15 protein-coding genes are annotated in these 16,847 nt (G+C 70.0%); 9 read left to right on the forward strand and 6 right to left on the reverse strand.

Features of this window, described 5'->3' with window-relative positions:
- Positions 1 to 206 precede the first annotated feature (206 nt).
- The 6 genes from QF027_RS39290 (at position 207) to QF027_RS39315 (ending at position 6,403) form a co-directional block, all read left to right on the forward strand.
- Positions 207 to 1,115: a sugar phosphate isomerase/epimerase family protein gene (locus QF027_RS39290; RefSeq protein ID WP_307080101.1), complete on the forward strand. Its 909-nt coding sequence runs from the start codon at positions 207 to 209 to the stop codon at positions 1,113 to 1,115.
- Complete coding sequence (locus QF027_RS39295) at positions 1,112 to 1,846, forward strand: EboA domain-containing protein (protein WP_306974120.1); 735 nt, start codon at positions 1,112 to 1,114, stop codon at positions 1,844 to 1,846. The genes QF027_RS39290 and QF027_RS39295 overlap by 4 nt, the downstream gene beginning before the upstream one ends.
- The gene (locus tag QF027_RS39300) at positions 1,846 to 2,694 is read left to right on the forward strand and encodes a TatD family hydrolase (RefSeq protein WP_199873994.1); all 849 of its coding nucleotides are present in this window, start codon (positions 1,846 to 1,848) and stop codon (positions 2,692 to 2,694) included. Before QF027_RS39295 ends, QF027_RS39300 begins: the two co-directional genes overlap by 1 nt.
- A 3-nt stretch (positions 2,695 to 2,697) precedes the next feature.
- A complete protein-coding gene (gene eboE / locus QF027_RS39305) occupies positions 2,698 to 3,867 on the forward strand; it encodes a metabolite traffic protein EboE (protein ID WP_307080104.1) in 1,170 nt (389 codons plus the stop codon).
- On the forward strand, positions 3,864 to 5,261 hold the full coding sequence (locus tag QF027_RS39310; RefSeq protein ID WP_306974115.1) for a nucleotide pyrophosphatase/phosphodiesterase family protein: 1,398 nt from the start codon (positions 3,864 to 3,866) through the stop codon (positions 5,259 to 5,261). The genes eboE and QF027_RS39310 overlap by 4 nt, the downstream gene beginning before the upstream one ends.
- 101 nt (positions 5,262 to 5,362) lie before the next feature.
- Positions 5,363 to 6,403, forward strand: a complete 1,041-nt coding sequence (locus QF027_RS39315) for a sugar phosphate isomerase/epimerase family protein (RefSeq protein WP_306974113.1) — start codon at positions 5,363 to 5,365, stop codon at positions 6,401 to 6,403.
- 87 nt (positions 6,404 to 6,490) lie between these two features.
- Here the strand turns inward: QF027_RS39315 and fdhD are convergent, their stop codons facing one another.
- Genes fdhD through QF027_RS39330 form a run of 3 tightly spaced genes read right to left on the reverse strand, consistent with a single transcriptional unit; the run spans position 6,491 to position 9,101 of the window.
- Positions 6,491 to 7,342, reverse strand: coding sequence for a formate dehydrogenase accessory sulfurtransferase FdhD (gene fdhD / locus QF027_RS39320; RefSeq protein ID WP_307080106.1), 852 nt, complete (start codon positions 7,340 to 7,342; stop codon positions 6,491 to 6,493).
- 8 nt (positions 7,343 to 7,350) lie between these two features.
- Positions 7,351 to 8,133, reverse strand: coding sequence for a molybdopterin dinucleotide binding domain-containing protein (locus tag QF027_RS39325; RefSeq protein WP_444876102.1), 783 nt, complete (start codon positions 8,131 to 8,133; stop codon positions 7,351 to 7,353).
- Positions 8,130 to 9,101 carry a 2-dehydropantoate 2-reductase gene (locus QF027_RS39330; RefSeq protein ID WP_306974111.1) on the reverse strand — a complete coding sequence of 324 codons (972 nt, stop codon included), beginning with the start codon at positions 9,099 to 9,101 and terminating at the stop codon, positions 8,130 to 8,132. Before QF027_RS39330 ends, QF027_RS39325 begins: the two co-directional genes overlap by 4 nt.
- 241 nt (positions 9,102 to 9,342) lie before the next feature.
- On the opposite strand from QF027_RS39330, the gene QF027_RS39335 reads away from it, so the two are divergent.
- Positions 9,343 to 10,017, forward strand: a complete 675-nt coding sequence (locus QF027_RS39335; RefSeq protein ID WP_306986474.1) for a GntR family transcriptional regulator — start codon at positions 9,343 to 9,345, stop codon at positions 10,015 to 10,017.
- 326 nt (positions 10,018 to 10,343) lie between these two features.
- On the opposite strand, the gene QF027_RS39340 is transcribed toward QF027_RS39335, so the two are convergent.
- The 3 genes from QF027_RS39340 to frc all read right to left on the reverse strand — a co-directional run bounded on the left by QF027_RS39340 (position 10,344) and on the right by frc (position 14,558).
- Positions 10,344 to 11,759 (reverse strand): OFA family MFS transporter, encoded by a 1,416-nt coding sequence (locus QF027_RS39340; protein WP_307080108.1) that lies wholly within the window; start codon positions 11,757 to 11,759, stop codon positions 10,344 to 10,346.
- Between the two features lies 1 nt (position 11,760).
- Positions 11,761 to 13,152 (reverse strand): OFA family MFS transporter, encoded by a 1,392-nt coding sequence (locus QF027_RS39345; RefSeq protein WP_307080110.1) that lies wholly within the window; start codon positions 13,150 to 13,152, stop codon positions 11,761 to 11,763.
- 173 nt (positions 13,153 to 13,325) lie between these two features.
- On the reverse strand, positions 13,326 to 14,558 hold the full coding sequence (frc, locus tag QF027_RS39350; protein ID WP_307080112.1) for a formyl-CoA transferase: 1,233 nt from the start codon (positions 14,556 to 14,558) through the stop codon (positions 13,326 to 13,328).
- Positions 14,559 to 14,740: 182 nt separating this feature from the next.
- Between frc and sucC the strand changes: the two genes are divergently transcribed.
- Complete coding sequence (sucC, locus tag QF027_RS39355) at positions 14,741 to 15,898, forward strand: ADP-forming succinate--CoA ligase subunit beta (protein ID WP_307080114.1); 1,158 nt, start codon at positions 14,741 to 14,743, stop codon at positions 15,896 to 15,898.
- The gene (gene sucD / locus QF027_RS39360; RefSeq protein WP_307080115.1) at positions 15,883 to 16,782 is read left to right on the forward strand and encodes a succinate--CoA ligase subunit alpha; all 900 of its coding nucleotides are present in this window, start codon (positions 15,883 to 15,885) and stop codon (positions 16,780 to 16,782) included. The genes sucC and sucD overlap by 16 nt, the downstream gene beginning before the upstream one ends.
- The last annotated feature ends 65 nt before the right edge of the window (positions 16,783 to 16,847 follow it).

Genomic DNA, 16,847 nt, shown 5'->3' on the forward strand with positions numbered 1-16,847 from the left:
CCGACCCCCTCTCGCCGCGCCGACCCATTCCGGGCCCAGGCGACGACATGACCGGCCCCATTGCTCCGTCTCAGCCCCGGCCCCCTCGGGGCCGTGGTGCAGGCATGGCTGACCCCGTTGTCCGGCCCCGGCCCGTTGCCGGCTCCGGCGGCGACACGACTGCCCCAGTTGCTCCGCCCCGGCCCGCTCCTGGCGCCAACGGCACCATGACCGCCCCCCTCGCTTCACCCCGCCCCGCCCCAGCCCCCGACCCCACCCCGCTCCGCTTCGGCTACGGCACCAACGGTCTCGCCGACCTCCGTCTCGACGACGCCCTCACCCTGCTCGCCGACCTCGGCTACGACGGTGTCGGTCTGACTCTCGACCACATGCACCTGGACCCCCTCGCCCCCGACCTGGCCGCCCGCACCCGCCGCCTCGCCCACCGCCTGGACGCGCTCGGACTGACGGTCACCATCGAGACGGGCGCCCGCTATGTGCTCGACCCACGCCGCAAACACGGCCCCTCGCTGCTCGACCCCGACCCGGACGACCGCGCCCGCCGCGTCGACCTGCTGGTCCGGGCCGTCCAGGTCGCCGCCGACCTCGGCGCGCACGCCGTGCACTGCTTCAGCGGCGTCACCCCGCCGGGCACGGACCCGGACACGGCGTGGAAACGGCTGGCCGGGACACTCACCCCCGTCCTCGACACCGCCGCCACCGCCGGCATCCCCCTCGCCATCGAGCCCGAACCGGGTCACCTCCTCGCCACCCTCGCCGACTTCCACCACCTCCGCACCACGCTCGGCGACCCGGCGGCCCTCGGACTGACCCTCGACATCGGCCACTGCCAGTGCCTCGAACCCCTGTCGCCCGCCGAGTGCGTGCACGCCGCGGGCCCCTGGCTGCGCCACGTCCAGATCGAGGACATGCGCCGGGGCGTCCACGAACACCTCCCCTTCGGTGACGGCGACATCGACTTCCCGCCCGTCCTGGCCGCCCTGGCCGACACCGGCTACCAGGGCCTGACGGTCGTCGAACTGCCTCGCCACTCCCACGCGGGCCCCCACTTCGCCGAACTCTCCCTCCCGTTCCTCCGTCAGGCAGTGGCGCTCTCACAAGGAAGCACCCCATGACCCACTCCCATGCCCACCAGGCAACCTCCCCGGCGGACACCCAGGGCACCACCCTCGCCCGGACCCCGCTGCACGACCTCCACAGCCACGTCTCCGAACGCCTCGGCGAAGCCGCCCGCACCTGGCTCGACCAGGCCCTCGACGAGGCCGCCGCCCACCCCGGCGCCCACGGCCCCATCTCCGTATGGGAGTTGCGCCTCGCCGAGGCCGGCCGCCGCTGCGGCCCCGAACACGCCGACGCCGTCCGCATCCTGATCCTGCACGCGGCCCGCGCCGACACCGACGCCCTGACCCGGGTCTACGCCCAGGGCACCGCCGCCGAACGCCGCGCCGTCCTGCACGCCCTGCCCCATCTGGTGTCCGGCCCCGAGGCCCTCCCGCTCGTCGAGGACGCCCTGCGCACCAACGACACCCGGCTCCTGGCCGCCGCCGTCGGCCCCTACGCCGCCCGTCATCTCGACACCCACCACTGGCGCCACGCCGTCCTGAAGTGCCTGTTCACCGGGGTACCCGTCGCCGAGGTGGCGGACCTGGACCGACGGGCCCACGCGGACGCCGAACTCGCCCGCATGCTCGGCGACTACGCCGCCGAACGCACCGCCGCGGGCCGTCCTGTGCCCGAGGACCTGCACCGCGTCCTGACCTTGACCGACCCCACGGCCACCCCACCCGCGCCGGCCGCCGACCACGGCCCGAACGGCGCGGAAGGCATCCACGGCAAGGAGTCCTGATGCGCATCTTCGACCCCCACATCCACATGACGTCACGGACCACCGACGACTACCAGGCCATGCACACCGCCGGCGTCCGCGCCGTCGTCGAACCGTCCTTCTGGCTCGGCCAGCCCCGCACCTCTCCCGCCTCCTTCCTCGACTACTTCGACTCCCTGCTGGGCTGGGAGCCCTTCCGCGCCGCCCAGTACGGCATCGCCCACCACTGCACCCTCGCCCTGAACCCCAAGGAGGCCAACGACCCGCGCTGCGTCCCCGTCCTCGACGAGCTGCCCCGGTATCTCGTCAAGGACCAGGTCGTCGCCGTCGGCGAGATCGGCTACGACTCGATGACCCCGGCCGAGGACACCGCCCTCGCCGCCCAGCTCCAGCTCGCCGCCGACCACGAGCTGCCCGCGCTGGTCCACACCCCGCACCGCGACAAGCTCGCCGGTCTGCGCCGCACCCTCGACGTCGTCCGCGAGTCCGCCCTGGCGCCGGACCGGGTCCTGGTCGACCACCTCAACGAGACCACCGTCAAGGAGGCCAAGGACAGCGGCTGCTGGCTCGGCTTCTCCGTCTATCCCGACACCAAGATGGACGAGGAGCGGATGGTCGCGATCCTGCGCTCCTACGGTCCCGAACAGGTCCTGGTGAACTCCGCCGCCGACTGGGGCCGCAGCGATCCCCTCAAGACCCGCAAGGTCGCGGACCTCATGCTCGCCGAGGGCTTCACCGAGGACGACGTCGACCGCGTCCTGTGGCGCAACCCCGTCGCCTTCTACGGACTCAGCGGCCGGCTCAACCTCGACATCGCGGCCACCGAGGCCACCCACGAGGGCAACTCCATCCTCCGCGGCGGGGCGTGAGCCATGCGCTTCCGCCACCCCGACGGCACCACCGTCCACCTCGCCTACTGCACCAACGTCCACCCAGCCGAGACCCTCGACGGCGTCCTGGCCCAGCTCCGCGACCACTGCGAACCCGTCCGCCGCCGCCTCGGCCGCGACCGCCTCGGCATCGGCCTGTGGCTCGCCCGCGACGCCGCCCACGCCCTGGTCAGCGACCCCTCCGCGCTGCGCGACCTGCGCACCGAACTCGACCGCCGCGGCCTCGAAGTCGTCACCCTCAACGGCTTCCCCTACGAGGGCTTCGGCGCCGAAGAGGTCAAGTACCGCGTCTACAAGCCGGACTGGGCCGACCCCGAACGCCTCGACCACACCACCGCCCTGGCCCGCGTCCTCACCGGACTCCTGCCCGACGACGTCACCGAGGGCAGCATCTCCACACTGCCGCTCGCCTGGCGCACCGCCTACGACGAGGGGAGCGCCGACAAGGCCCGCACCGCCCTGCTCACCCTCGCCGAACGCCTCGACGCCCTCCAGGAGCTGACCGGCCGCTCCATCCGCGTCGGCCTCGAACCCGAGCCCGGCTGCGTCGTCGAGACCACCGGTGACGCCATCGCACCGCTGACCGCGATCGCCCACGAACGCATCGGCATCTGCGTCGACACCTGCCATCTCGCCACCTCCTTCGAAAACCCGCAGACCGCCCTGGACGCGCTCACCGCGGCCCGTGTCCCCGTCGTCAAGTCCCAGCTCTCAGCCGCCCTGCACGCCGAACACCCCCATCTCCCCGAGGTCCGCGAGGCACTCGCCGCCTTCGACGAACCCCGCTTCCTGCACCAGACCCGCACCGGCACCTCCGCCGGCCTCCGCGGCACCGACGACCTCGGCGAGGCCCTCGCAGGCGGCGCCCTGCCCGACGGGGCACCCTGGCGCGCCCACTTCCACGTCCCGCTGCACGCGGCCCCCGCCGCACCGCTCACCTCCACGCTCCCCGTACTCAAGTCCGCCCTGACCCGGCTCGTCGGCGGCCCGCACCCGCTCACCCGCCACCTGGAGGTCGAGACCTACACCTGGCAGGCCCTCCCACCCGAACTGCGCCCCCGCGGCCGCACCCAGCTGGCCGACGGCATCGCCGCCGAACTCACCCTCGCGCGCGACCTGCTGACGGACCTCGGCCTGAAGGAGCTGCCATGAACCACCAGCCCCAAGAGGCGGCACCGACCCCTCTCCTCGTCCTCGACGTCGTAGGCCTCACCCCCCGTCTCCTCCGCCACATGCCCCACCTCAAGGCCCTCGCCCGGTCCGGATCCCATGCCCCGCTCGGCACCGTGCTGCCCGCCGTCACCTGCGCCGCCCAGTCCACCTTCCTCACCGGCACCCACCCCTCGGAACACGGCATCGTCGGCAACGGCTGGTACTTCCGCGAACTCGGCGACGTACTCCTGTGGCGACAGCACAACGGTCTGGTCGCCGGCGACAAACTCTGGGACGCCGCCCGCCGCGCCCACCCCGGCTACACGGTCGCCAACATCTGCTGGTGGTACGCCATGGGCGCCGACACCGACTTCACCGTCACCCCCCGCCCCGTCTACTACGCCGACGGCCGCAAGGAACCCGACTGCTACACCCGGCCCCCGGACCTGCACGACGAACTCACCGAGAAACTCGGCACCTTCCCCCTCTTCCACTTCTGGGGACCCGGCGCGGACCTGGTCTCCAGCCAGTGGATCATCGACGCGACCCGTCACCTCATGGGCACCCGCCATCCCGACCTGACGCTCTGCTACCTCCCCCACCTCGACTACGACCTCCAGCGCTTCGGCCCCGACGACCCGCGCTCCCTGAAAGCCGCCGCCGACCTGGACAGGGCGCTCGCCCCGCTCCTGGACGACGCCCGCGCGGAAGGCCGTACCGTCGTCGCGCTGTCCGAGTACGGCATCACCCGCGCGGACCGCCCCGTCGACATCAACCGCGCCCTGCGCCGCGCCGGACTTCTCGAGGTGCACACACAGGACGGCATGGAGTACCTCGACCCGATGGCCTCCCGTGCCTTCGCGGTCGCCGACCACCAGATCGCCCATGTCTATGTGCGCCGCCCCGAGGACCTGGACGCCACCCGAGCCGCCCTCGACGGCCTGCCCGGCATCGAGCAACTCCTCGACGACGAGGGCAAGAAGGCCCACCACCTCGACCATCCGCGCTCCGGCGAACTCGTCGCCGTGGCGGAGCCGGACGCGTGGTTCACGTACTACTACTGGCTCGACGACGACCGCGCGCCCGACTTCGCGCAGCTGGTCGAGATCCACCGCAAACCCGGCTACGACCCGGTCGAACTCTTCATGGACCCGCTCGACCCCTACGTCAAGGTCAAAGCGGCCACCGCGCTGGCCCGAAAGAAGCTCGGCCTGCGCTACCGCATGGCGGTCGTGCCCCTCGACCCGTCACCTATTCGCGGCAGCCACGGCCGCCTCCCCGAGAGCGACGACGACGGTCCGCTCCTCATCTGCTCCACCCCCCGCACCCTCGGCGACCGCATCGCGGCCACCGACGTGAAGTCACTCCTGCTCCACCTCGCCGGTCTCGGCTGACCGGCCCGAAAGAGCGGCACCCGACGACCGGTCTTTTCCGACTGGTCCCCAGTGAAGCACCCACCACTGACAACGCCCTCCGACACCGAGGAGTCCCAGGCATGAGCCGCATCTCCCAGCCCGATCCCGAACTCACCCACCGCCTCACCAGACGAGGCATGCTCGGCGTGGCCGCGGGCGCCACCGCCGCCGCGTTGCTGGGCGCCGCAGCGACCCCGGCGACCGCCGCCACCGAGACGGCCGACAAGACGTCCGGCCGCGGCCGCCCCGTCCTGCCCCCCGGCCGCCTCGGCATCCAGCTCTACAGCCTCCGCGACAAGGTCTCCACGCTCGGCTTCGCCCCCGTCTTCGCCGAACTGGAGAAGTACGGCTACGACGAGGTCGAGTTCGCCGGCTACACCCAGGGCTCGGCCGGACCCATCACGCTGGCCCAGCTCAAGCGGCTGGCCCGCGACCACGGCCTGAACCCGATCGGCAGCCATGTCGGCTACTACTCGGACGACCCGAACGCCTACACCTTCGCCCAGAACCTCACCAAGGTCCTCGACGACGCGCAGGCCCTCGGCCTCAAACACATCGGCACCGCCTCGGGACCGTTCCGCTACGGCTCGACCGTCGACGCGTGGAAGCGCGCAGCCGAGGAGTTCAACACCTATGGAGCCGCGGCGAAGGCACGCGGCATGAAGTTCTACCAGCACAACCATTCCGAGGAGTTCTCCTTCGCCACCGACAACCCCAAGGTCCGTCTCTACGACGTGCTGCTCAAGGAGACCGACCCCGACCTGGTGTTCCTGGAGATGGACATCTACTGGGCGTACTCGGGACAGTTCCGCTTCTCCAAGCGGCCCGACGGCACCCCCGCCCCCTTCGAACCCCTCGACTACGTCCTCAGGCAGCCCCACCGCTACCCGCTCTTCCACGTCAAGGACGGGGTGAGCGACCCGGCCAACACCTACGGCTACCGCATGACCGACGTCGGCGACGGAGACATCGACTACCAGAAGTTCATCTCCGCCGTGACCCGGCTGCGGGGCGAGCGCCTCGCCCACCACTGGCAGGCCGAGCACGACCAGCCCGCCGAGTCCTTCACGTTCGCCCGCCGCTCCAGCGCGTACCTGCACTCGCTGCGGGAGAAGTGCTGACAGCACACGCGTGAGGCGGGACCCCGACGGCGCAGGGGGCGCTCCCCGCCGGTCGGGGTCCCGCCGTTCGTGCAGCGGGCAGGACCGTCAGCCCTGAGCGGCCGCGACGGCCTGCAGGGTGATGCGGTCCTCGCCCGCGTACACGTTCATGGAGTGGCCGCGGAGGAAGCCGACGAGGGTGAGGCCGGTTTCGGTGGCGAGGTCGACGGCCAGGGAGGAGGGTGCGGAGACGGCGGCGAGGATCGGGATGCCGGCCATGACGGCTTTTTGTGCCAGTTCGAACGAGGCCCGCCCGGAGACGAGAAGGATGACGCGGTTCAGGGGGAGGTTGTTGTTCTGCAGGGCGCGGCCGATGAGTTTGTCGACGGCGTTGTGGCGGCCGACGTCCTCGCGTATGTCGAGCAGTTCGCCGTGTTCGGTGAAGAGGGCGGCGGCGTGCAGGCCCCCGGTCCGGTCGAAGACCCGTTGGGCTGCGCGGAGCCGGTCGGGGAGGCTCGTGAGCAGCTCGGGTTCGACACGGACCGGGGGAGCGTCGTTGATCGGCCAGCGCGTCGTCGTACGCACCGCGTCGAGGCTCGCCTTGCCGCACAGGCCGCAGGAGGAGGTCGTGTAGACGTTCCGTTCGAGCGTGATGTCGGGGATCACCACCCCGGGGGCTGTCTTCACGTCGACGACGTTGTACGTGTTCGAGCCGTCGGCGGTGGCGCCGGCGCAGTAGACGATGTTGTGCAGGTCGCTGTGTTGGGCGAGGACGCCTTCGCTGACGAGGAAGCCGGCGGCGAGGGCGAAGTCGTCGCCGGGGGTGCGCATGGTGATCGCGAGGGGTTTGCCGTTGAGGCGGATCTCCAGTGGTTCCTCGGCGACCAGGGTGTCCGGGCGGGACGAGACCGCCCCGTCGCGGATGCGGATCACCTTGCGTCGTTCCGTGACTCGTCCCATGTCCGGCCTCAGTTCCGTATCGCCACGACGGGCATTTTCTCGATCCGAATCGCGGCAGCCTCGAACTCCACAACCCCCGCGACCGGGCAACTGGCCCTGAGGGAGCACCGGTTGGCGTCCACGCCGTCCGGTGGGCGGCCGGTCATGAACGCCACACCGGGCCGCAGTGCCGGATCCACCCACACCGGTGCCGTCGTCGAACCCCGCCGGGTCGCGACCCTCACCTGCTCGCCGACGACCACGCCGTAGCGCTCGGCGTCCTCCGGACTCAGCTCGACGCACTCGGCACGCCGCAGCGAAGACGCCGAACCACCCTTGTGCAGGCGGGCGTTGTGCGAGTCCAGCCGGAGGCCCTGGGTGAGCCTGACCGGATACTCCTCGTCCGTCAGGTCGACGGGAGGGGCATGCCGGACCAGGTGGAAAGGTGTACGCCGCTCTCGATCGGTATGACCGTGGCCGGTGAGCAGTGACAGGTTGATCAGCGCGCGGTCCTCGTCGTGCTCCGTGCCGTCGAACGCCCGGAACGGCTCACCCCGCGCGTAGGCCTGCGCCAACTCCCGTATGACAGTGGCCGGTACGCCCGTCACCTTCACCGCGAGCGACACCGTCCACGGCTCGACGAGTTGTCTGTACTCCTCGAAGCCCTGGGTCGCACGATCGATGAACTCCCGGTCGGCCAGGCCCGCCCGGATGATCTCCCGGCCGATCGCATGGGCCATCGGGGCCTCGGATCCGGCGTTCGGCCGGATCCGAGGTCCCGACCCGATGGCGTGGGTGCCCGGTTCCGTCATGCGGCGGACCGGATCGCGAGGAGGTCGGAGAGCGCGTGCACGGTGCGCAGCGTGGGCACGTCCACGCCGGTGATCTCCGCCAGCTCGATGACGGCGGTGAGGAGGACGTCGAGTTCCAGGGGCTTGCCGCGCTCCAGGTCCTGGAGCGTGGAGGTGCGATGGTCGCCGACCCGTTCGGCGCCGGCGAGGCGGCGTTCGATGGAGACACCGACGGTACAGCCGAGGGCCTCGGCGACCGCGAGAGTCTCGGCCATCATGGTCTCGATGACCTTGCGGGTGCCGCCGTGCAGGCACATCTGGCGCATGGTGGCACGGGCCAGCGCGCTGATGGGGTTGAAGGAGATGTTGCCCAGCAGCTTGAGCCAGATGTCGTCCCGGAGGTTCGGCTCCACCGGGCACTTGAGCCCGCCCGCCTGCATGGCCTCGCTGAACGCCTGGCACCGGGGTGAGAGGCTGCGGTCGGGCTCCCCGATGGAGAACCGGGTGCCTTCCAAGTGCCGTACGACACCCGGCCCTTCGAGCTCGGTCGCCGCGTAGACGACACAACCGATGGCCCGGGAGGGCGCGAGCACCGCACTGACCGCACCGCCCGGATCGACACTTTCGATGCGGTGGCCGTCGTGCGGGCCACCGTGCCGGTGGAAGTACCACCAGGGAATGCCGTTCTGGGCCGCGATGACCGCGGTGGTGTCGGTGAGAAGGGGCTCGATGAGCGGCCCGCACGCCGCGTACGAGTTGGCCTTCAGGCCGAGGAAGACGTAGTCGACCGGGCCGATCTCGGCCGGGTCGTCGGTGGCATGGACGTCAGCGGTGAAGTCACCGCGGGGGCTGAGGACTTGGACACCGTGCTGCCGCATGGCCGCCAGATGCGGACCGCGGGCGATGAGGTGGACGTCGGCGCCGGCGCGGTGGAGTGCCGCGCCGACGTAGGCACCGATGGCTCCGGCGCCGAGGATGGCGACTTTCATGGGTGGAAGCTCCGTTCGGTGAGGGTGACCGAGGAACTGCCGACTTTGTCGACTGGATATTGTCTACAGGATGGGAGGAGTGCTCAGCAAGGGTCGTGACGTCACCAAGCCCGGTGAGCTGCTGCTACGCCCTTGCGGCCCGCGCTCACGGTGGCTGTGCGCCGTAGACTGTAGGCGAAAACCAATTCATACTTGGCTCTCAGCTGCAGCGAAACGACGCTGTGCAGGAGGGACCGCGATGTTGCCGACGACAGGACTGCCGTACGGGACGGTGCCCAGGCTCGAGCGTCCCGGTCCGCTGCGCGACCGTGTTTACGGGGCATTGCTCGAACTGATCACGACGCGGGCTCTGCAGCCGGGTCAGCATCTGGTGGAGAGTGAGTTGGCCGGGCATCTGGGGGTGTCGCGGCAGCCGGTGCGGGAGGCGTTGCAGCGGTTGAACACTGAGGGCTGGGTGGATCTGCGGCCTGCTCAGGGTGCGTTCGTGCATGAGCCGACGGACGAGGAGGCTGATCAGCTTCTGACCGTGCGGACGTTGTTGGAGGCCGAGGCGGCTCGGCTGGCGGCGGCGAACGCGGGCAGTGCCGGTATCGCCGTGCTGGAGGAGTTGTGCGCTCAGGGTGAGCGTGCGGTCGCCGCGGACGACGTGGATGCCGCGGTGGCTCTGAACGCCCGACTGCACGCCACGATCATGGAGTTGGCGGGCAACGCGGTCCTGGCGGAGCTGGCGGGGCAGGTGGATCGCCGGGTGCGCTGGTACTACACGCCGATCGCCCGGCAGCGCGGCCGGCAGTCCTGGATCGAGCACCGTGAGCTGATCGCGGCGATCGCCGACCGCGACGAGGAGCGCGCTACCGCGGTCATGCGCCGGCACACCGAACACACGCGGAAGATGTACCACGACCGCGAGAAGTAGCCTCCGATCCTGTCCGCGACAGGGACAGCGACAGCGACAGCGACGCGGCCGCGAGGCGACCGGCTGCCGCCCGAGCCGCCCGGGCAGCCGGACCGACGGGCAGCCGAGCCGTCGAGCATCCAGGCAGCCGGCCTCGGTCCGGGTCGGCTGTTTTCGCGTTTCGCGTTTCGCGTTTCGCGTTTCGCGGTTGCGGTCGCTGCCTCGCGGCCGGAGCGCTGAACCTCTGGGCCACGGGTGGGCCGCGGGCACCGGACCATCGGATGAGGCGGCCCTTCCCCGGCGAACGCCGAGGCGGAGGGCCGCCTGATCCGTCCGAACCGCCCCGCTCAGACCGCGGCTTGGGGCTGCGGTGCCGAGGTGCCGCTCCGGGGCCGTCCCGGCTGCCGTAGCAGCAGGGTGATCGCCGCCGCGACCATCGAGGTGGCGCCGGCCAGGGCGTACGCCCCGTCGTAGCCCCAGGCCGCGACCACCATGGAGCCGAGGCCGCCGCCGAACAGGCCGCTGATCAGCTTGCCGCTGTACACCAGCCCGTAGTTGGAGGCGTTGAAGTTCTCCCCGAAGTAGTCGGGGGTCAGCGCCGCGAACAGCGGGTAGAACGCGCCGCCGCCGAACCCGGAGAGGAACGCGAAGACCAGGAACAGCGACTCGCTCCTGATGTCGCCCGCCCAGATCACTCCGAACTGGGCGAGACCCAGCACGACGATCACGAACACCAGCGTGGACTTACGGCCCCACTTGTCGGACAGCCAGCCCACCACCCCGCGCCCGATGCCGTTGATGACCGCCATGACGCCCATCGAGGAGGCCGCCACCAGCGGGCCGAAACCCACCTCCTTGGCATAGTCGACCTGGAAGGAGATCCCGAAGATCGACACCCCCGCGGTCATGACGAGGGCGACCCACATGAGGGGAAGCATGCCGGTCCTGACGGCCTCCTTCGGCGTGTACTGCCGTACCGCCGGAGGGTTCTTGGCGAGAGCACCGGCCCCCTTCTCGCTGCCGCCGTGGGTGAGCGGGTCGATGTCCGCGGGCCACCAGTTCTTCGGCGGGTCCTTGAAGAAGAACGCGCACCCGACGACCACGATCAGGACGTAGCAGCCGATGAGGTCCAGCACGCGGTGGTAGTTCGCGGTGTCGAAGCCGTAGTTGAAGATGAAGATGAAGGGCAGTGATCCGTACGCGAAGCCGCCGTTGACGAACCCGGTCTTCGCTCCCCGGCGTTCGGGGAACCATTTGCCGACCATGTTGATGCAGGTCGCGTAGACCAGTCCGGCGCCGATACCTCCGACGACGCCGAAGCCCAGGATCGCCAGCAGCACGTTGTCGAGGTGCGACAGGGCGAGGAACCCGACCAGACACATGCCCGAGCCGATGTACATGGCCTTGCGGGCGGTCAGGATGCCCTTCTCCCGTAGCCAGCCCGCCGGGAAGGCGATGCCGGCCTGGAAGAAGACCCAGACACTGAGGATCCAGAAGGTGTTGCTCTGCGTCCAGCCGTGGGCGTGGGACAGGGTGTCCTCGGCCGAGCCGTACGCGTACTCGAAGACGCTGATGGCCATCATGGTGATCCAGGGCAGATACACCATGAGTTTGCGCGAGTGGCCGAGGATGTCCCGGTCGGTCTCGCCGATGCGGTAGACGCGGCCGCCTGCGTCGGTCACTTCTCGGTAGGGACGTTGTGCGGCGGTGGAGTGTGCGGTCTTGTCGGTCTCGCTGCGTGCTGCGTACGGGTCTGCCGTCATGTCAGGCCATTTCCTCGCCGAGCGGTTGCGGGTTGGGTACGGTCCGACGGCTGGTCTGGGGCCTGCCGGGCGCCTTCAGGAACAGCGCGAGGACCGCGGACGCCAGGCCGATGGAGCCGGCCAGGACGAACGCGCCCTGGTAGTCCCAGACGCCGACCACGATCGAGCCGACACCGGAGCCCACGAGGCCCGAGATGAGTTTCGAGCTGTAGACCATGCCGTAGTTGGAGGCGTTGTTGTTCTCACCGAAGTAGTCGGCCGTCATCGCGGCGAACAGCGGGAAGATCGCGCCGCCGCCGAAGCCGGAGACCATGGAGCAGAAGAGGAAGAACGGCATGCTGCCCATCTGGCCGGAGATCAGCACACCGAACTGCGCGGTGCCCAGCACCAGACACACGATGATCAGGGTGTGGCGGCGGCCGCACTTGTCGGAGATCCAGCCGATCACACCGCGTCCGGTGCCGTTGACGATCGCCTTCAGCGACATCGCCGTGGCCACGATCCCGCCCGCGAAGCCCATGTCCTTGCCGAACGGCACCTGGAAGGCGATGCCGAAGATGTTGATCCCGGCCGTGCACAGCAGGCAGAACCACATCATCCACAGGACGGGCGTACGCGCCGCTTCCTTCGGGGTGTACTGCTTGACCGCCGGCGGGTTCTTCTCCAGCGCCCGCCGGATCTTCGGGTCGTCGGTCTGCTTGAGCGGGTCGACGTGCGGGGGCCACCAGTTCTTCGGCGGGTCCTTGAAGAACCAGCCCGCGAACGCCACCACGGCACAGCAGACGAGGCCCACCGTCACCAGGACGCCCCGGTAGTTGCTCAGGTCCATGTACGAGGTGAACAGGAAGACGAAGGGCACCGAGCCGTAGGCGAAACCGCCGTTGACCATGCCGGTCTTGCCGCCCTTGCGCTCCGGGAACCACTTGCCGACCATGTTCACGCAGGTCGCGTAGACAAGACCGGCGCCGATACCGCTGCACACGCCGAAGCCCAGGTAGGCGAAGATCACGTTCGGCGCGAACGCCAGCGAGATGTAGCCGAGGATGGTGCCCAGCGCGCCGAGCATCATCGCGTAGCGGGCCGGGAGCTTTCCGCTCTCCCTGAGCTGCCCGGCCGGGAAGGCCACGGCCGCCTGGAAGAACACCCAGACACCCATCAGCCAGAAGATGTGCCCACTGCTCCACAGATGCGCCTCGTGCAGTGTGTCCTCGGCCGAGGTGAACGCGTACTCCGAGGAACTGATGCCCAGCATGCCCATCCACGGGAAGAGCACCATGGTCCATCGTGGCCGTCCCATGATGTGCCGGTCGGTCTCGCCGATCCGGTACACGCGGCCGTTGCGGTCCGTCACCTCCCTGAAGGTGGCGGACGACGAATAATCGATGGTTGTCATAGTCTTCAAGCACTCCTTGCGTCGAAAGATCTGGCCAGCGCCCCCTGTCCAAATTCCTTTCGTGCGCGCACGGATCCCGGGGTCCGCCGACGCGCACCGCCGCCGGACCCCGTGCTCATTCACGTCATGGACCACCGCCCGAGGGCCGCGGGACGTGGCTCCGGTTCACCACGTCAGATCACCCCGCCCGACCTGAGCAGACGCAACTCCTCGTCGCCGAGTCCGAGTTCGCCGATGTAGATCTCTTCGTTGTGCTGGCCGAGGAGGGGTGGGGTGGTGATGGTGGTGGGGGAGTCGGAGAGTTTGAGGGGGTTGCCGACGGTGGTGAAGGTGCCGCGCTGCGGGTGCCCGACTTCGACGATCATGTCGTTCGCGGCGAGGGAGGCGTCCTCGATGATCTCTTTCGGGGACAGGATCGGCCCGCACGGAATGTTGTGCGCGTTCAGCCGCTCCAGCACCTGCCACTTGGGCAGCGTCGCCGTCCATTCCTCGATCAGCTGGAACATCTTCGCCAGTTTCGGCAGGCGGGCCTCGGGGGTGGCCCACTCGGGGTCCTCGGCGAGTTCGGGCCGGCCGATCAGTGCCGCCAGGGGTGTCCAGCCGACGGGCTGGACGATGACGTACACGTAGTCGTTGGGGCCGCCGGGCGCGCACCGCACCGCCCAGCCGGGCTGCCCGCCGCCGGAGGCGTTGCCCGAGCGCGGCACCTCGTCGGTGAAGTCGTCGTTGGGGTACTCGGCGAGCGGGCCGTGGGCCAGGCGCTGCTGGTCACGGAGTTTGACCCGGCACAGGTTGAGCACCGCGTGCTGCATCGCCACGTTCACCCGCTGCCCGCGCCCGGTCCTCTCGCGCTGCAGCAGCGCGGCCAGGACGGCGGCCACCGCGTGGATCCCGGTGCCCGAGTCACCGATCTGCGCGCCGGTCGCCAGCGGCGGCCCGTCCTCGAAACCGGTGGTGGCCATCGAGCCGCCCATCGCCTGCGCCACCACCTCGTACGCCTTGAAAGCGGTGTAGGGGCCGTCCCCGAAACCCTTGATCGAGGCATACACGATCCGCGGGTTGATCTCCCGGATCCGCTCCCACGTGAACCCCATCCGCTCCACCGCACCCGGCGCGAAGTTCTCCACCATCACATCCGCACCCCGGATCAGCGCGGTCAGGATCTCCCGCCCCCGCTCCGTCTTGGTGTTCAGCGTGATGCTGCGCTTGTTGCAGTTGAGCATCGTGAAATACAGGGAATCCGCATCCGGGACATCCCGCAGCTGCCGGCGCGTGATGTCCCCGCCCGGCGCCTCCACCTTCACCACATCCGCCCCCAGCCACGCCAGCAACTGCGTCGCCGACGGACCCGACTGCACATGCGTCATGTCCAGCACCCGCACACCCTCAAGAGCCGTCCTCGACACAAGCCACCTCACTTGTCCGTTGCCTTGAGCGTCCTGGTGGTGCGCCGGGCTGACCCCTGTTCGCACATTGCATACAGTCGACGAATACTGTATGAAGATTGTTATCCCGCATCCGGTGGGTGATGTCCAGGGGGCGTGCAGCACTTTTCAGTCGTGCATCATTTTCAGACGGGAGCCTCATCATGGACCTGTACGAGCATCAGGCCCGGGCCCTCTTCGAGGAACACGGAATCCCGGTGCCGAGGGCGGAGGTCACCGACTCGCCCCAGGAGGCCCGTGCGATCGCCCGGAGGCTCGGCGGCAGCGTCGTCGTCAAGGCACAGGTCAAGACCGGAGGCCGGGGCAAGGCGGGCGGTGTCCGGCTCGCCGCCGACCCGGCCGGGGCCGAGCGGGCGGCACGCCTGATTCTCGGCAGGGACATCAAGGGGCACAGGGTCGGCAAGGTCATGCTGGCCCAACCCGTCGACATCGAGACCGAGTTCTATGTCGCCTACGTTCTCGACCGGGCCGCGGGCCGGTTCCTGGCCATCGCCTCCGCGGAGGGCGGCATGGAGATAGAGGAGGTCGCCGCGGCCCGCCCGGAGGCGGTCGCCCGTACACCCATCGACCCCGCCGAAGGCGTCACCTCGGCGAAGGCGGGCGAGATCGCCGAAGCGGCCGGGCTGGCACCGCAGACCGTCGACGTTCTCGTACGGCTGTGGGAGGTACTGGTCCGCCAGGACGCGGTCCTCGTCGAGGTCAACCCGCTCGTCCGCACCCGGCAGGGGCACATCCTCGCCCTCGACGGCAAGGTCACCCTCGACGACAACGCCCGCTTCCGGCAGGCTCGTTGGAGTACCGACAGCGTCGCGTACGACGATCCGCTGGAGGCGGTCGCTGCCGCGAAGGGCCTCAACTACGTGAAGCTCGACGGCGAGGTCGGCGTCATCGGCAACGGCGCGGGCCTGGTCATGTCGACCCTCGACGTGGTCGCCGGATGCGGAGCCCGTCCCGCCAACTTCCTCGACATCGGCGGCGGTGCCTCGGCCCAGGTCATGGCCGACGGACTGGGGGTCATCCTGTCGGACCCGGCGGTGAAGTCCGTGTTCGTGAACGTCTTCGGCGGCATCACCGCCTGCGACGCGGTCGCCGACGGCATCGTCCGGGCCCTGGACGAGGTCCGGCTCACCAAGCCGCTCGTCGTACGCCTCGACGGCAACAACGCCGCCCGCGGCCGGGCCGTCCTCGACGCGCGCGCCCACCCCCTGGTCCAGCAGGCCACCACCATGGACGGCGCCGCCCGCCGTGCCGCCGAACTCGCCGACGCCAGTCGAAGGAGCGGGACATGGCCATCTTCCTGACCAAGGAGTCCAGGGTCCTCGTCCAGGGCATGACCGGCGGCGAGGGCATGAAACACACCCGGCGCATGCTCGCGGCGGGCACCCACGTGGTCGGCGGCGTCAATCCGCGCAAGGCCGGGCAGTCGGTCGACTTCGACGACCGTGTCGTCCCCGTCTTCGGCTCGGTCGCCGACGGCATGCGGGCGACCGGAGCCGACGTCACCGTCGTCTTCGTGCCGCCCGCCTTCGCCAAAGCGGCGGTTGTCGAGGCCGCCGACGCGGGAATCGGACTGGCTGTCGTCATCACGGAAGGCATCCCCGTCCACGACTGCGTCGCCTTCACCTCGTACGCGAAGAAGAAGGGGACACGGATCGTCGGCCCCAACTGCCCCGGCCTGATCACCCCCGGCCAGTCCAACGCGGGCATCATCCCGGCGGACATCACCCGTTCCGGCCGGGTCGGTCTGGTGTCCAAGTCGGGCACGCTCACCTACCAACTCATGTACGAGCTGCGCGACATCGGCTTCTCCACCTGTGTCGGCATCGGCGGAGACCCCGTCGTCGGCACCACCCACATCGACTGCCTGGCCGCCTTCCAGGACGACCCCGACACCGAACTGATCGTCCTCATCGGGGAGATCGGCGGGGACGCCGAGGAGCGGGCGGCCGCGTACATCCGTGAGCACGTCACCAAGCCCGTCGTCGGCTACATCGCCGGATTCACCGCGCCCGAGGGCAGGACCATGGGCCATGCCGGCGCCATCGTGTCCGGTTCGGCGGGCACGGCGCAGGCGAAGAAGGCGGCGCTGGAGGCGGTCGGCGTCAAGGTCGGGAACACCCCCACCGAGACGGCCCGCCTCGTGCTCGCCCTGCTGGACACGGTCCGCGAGGCCCCTCAGGCCTGACCCGGACCACACGGCGGCGGACGGAGATTCGTCCGGCTCCGCTGCCTCCCCCCCCATACCCCGCC

It is taken from the genome of Streptomyces canus (assembly GCF_030816965.1).
In the GTDB taxonomy this organism is placed as follows: Bacteria; Actinomycetota; Actinomycetes; order Streptomycetales; family Streptomycetaceae; genus Streptomyces; species Streptomyces canus_E.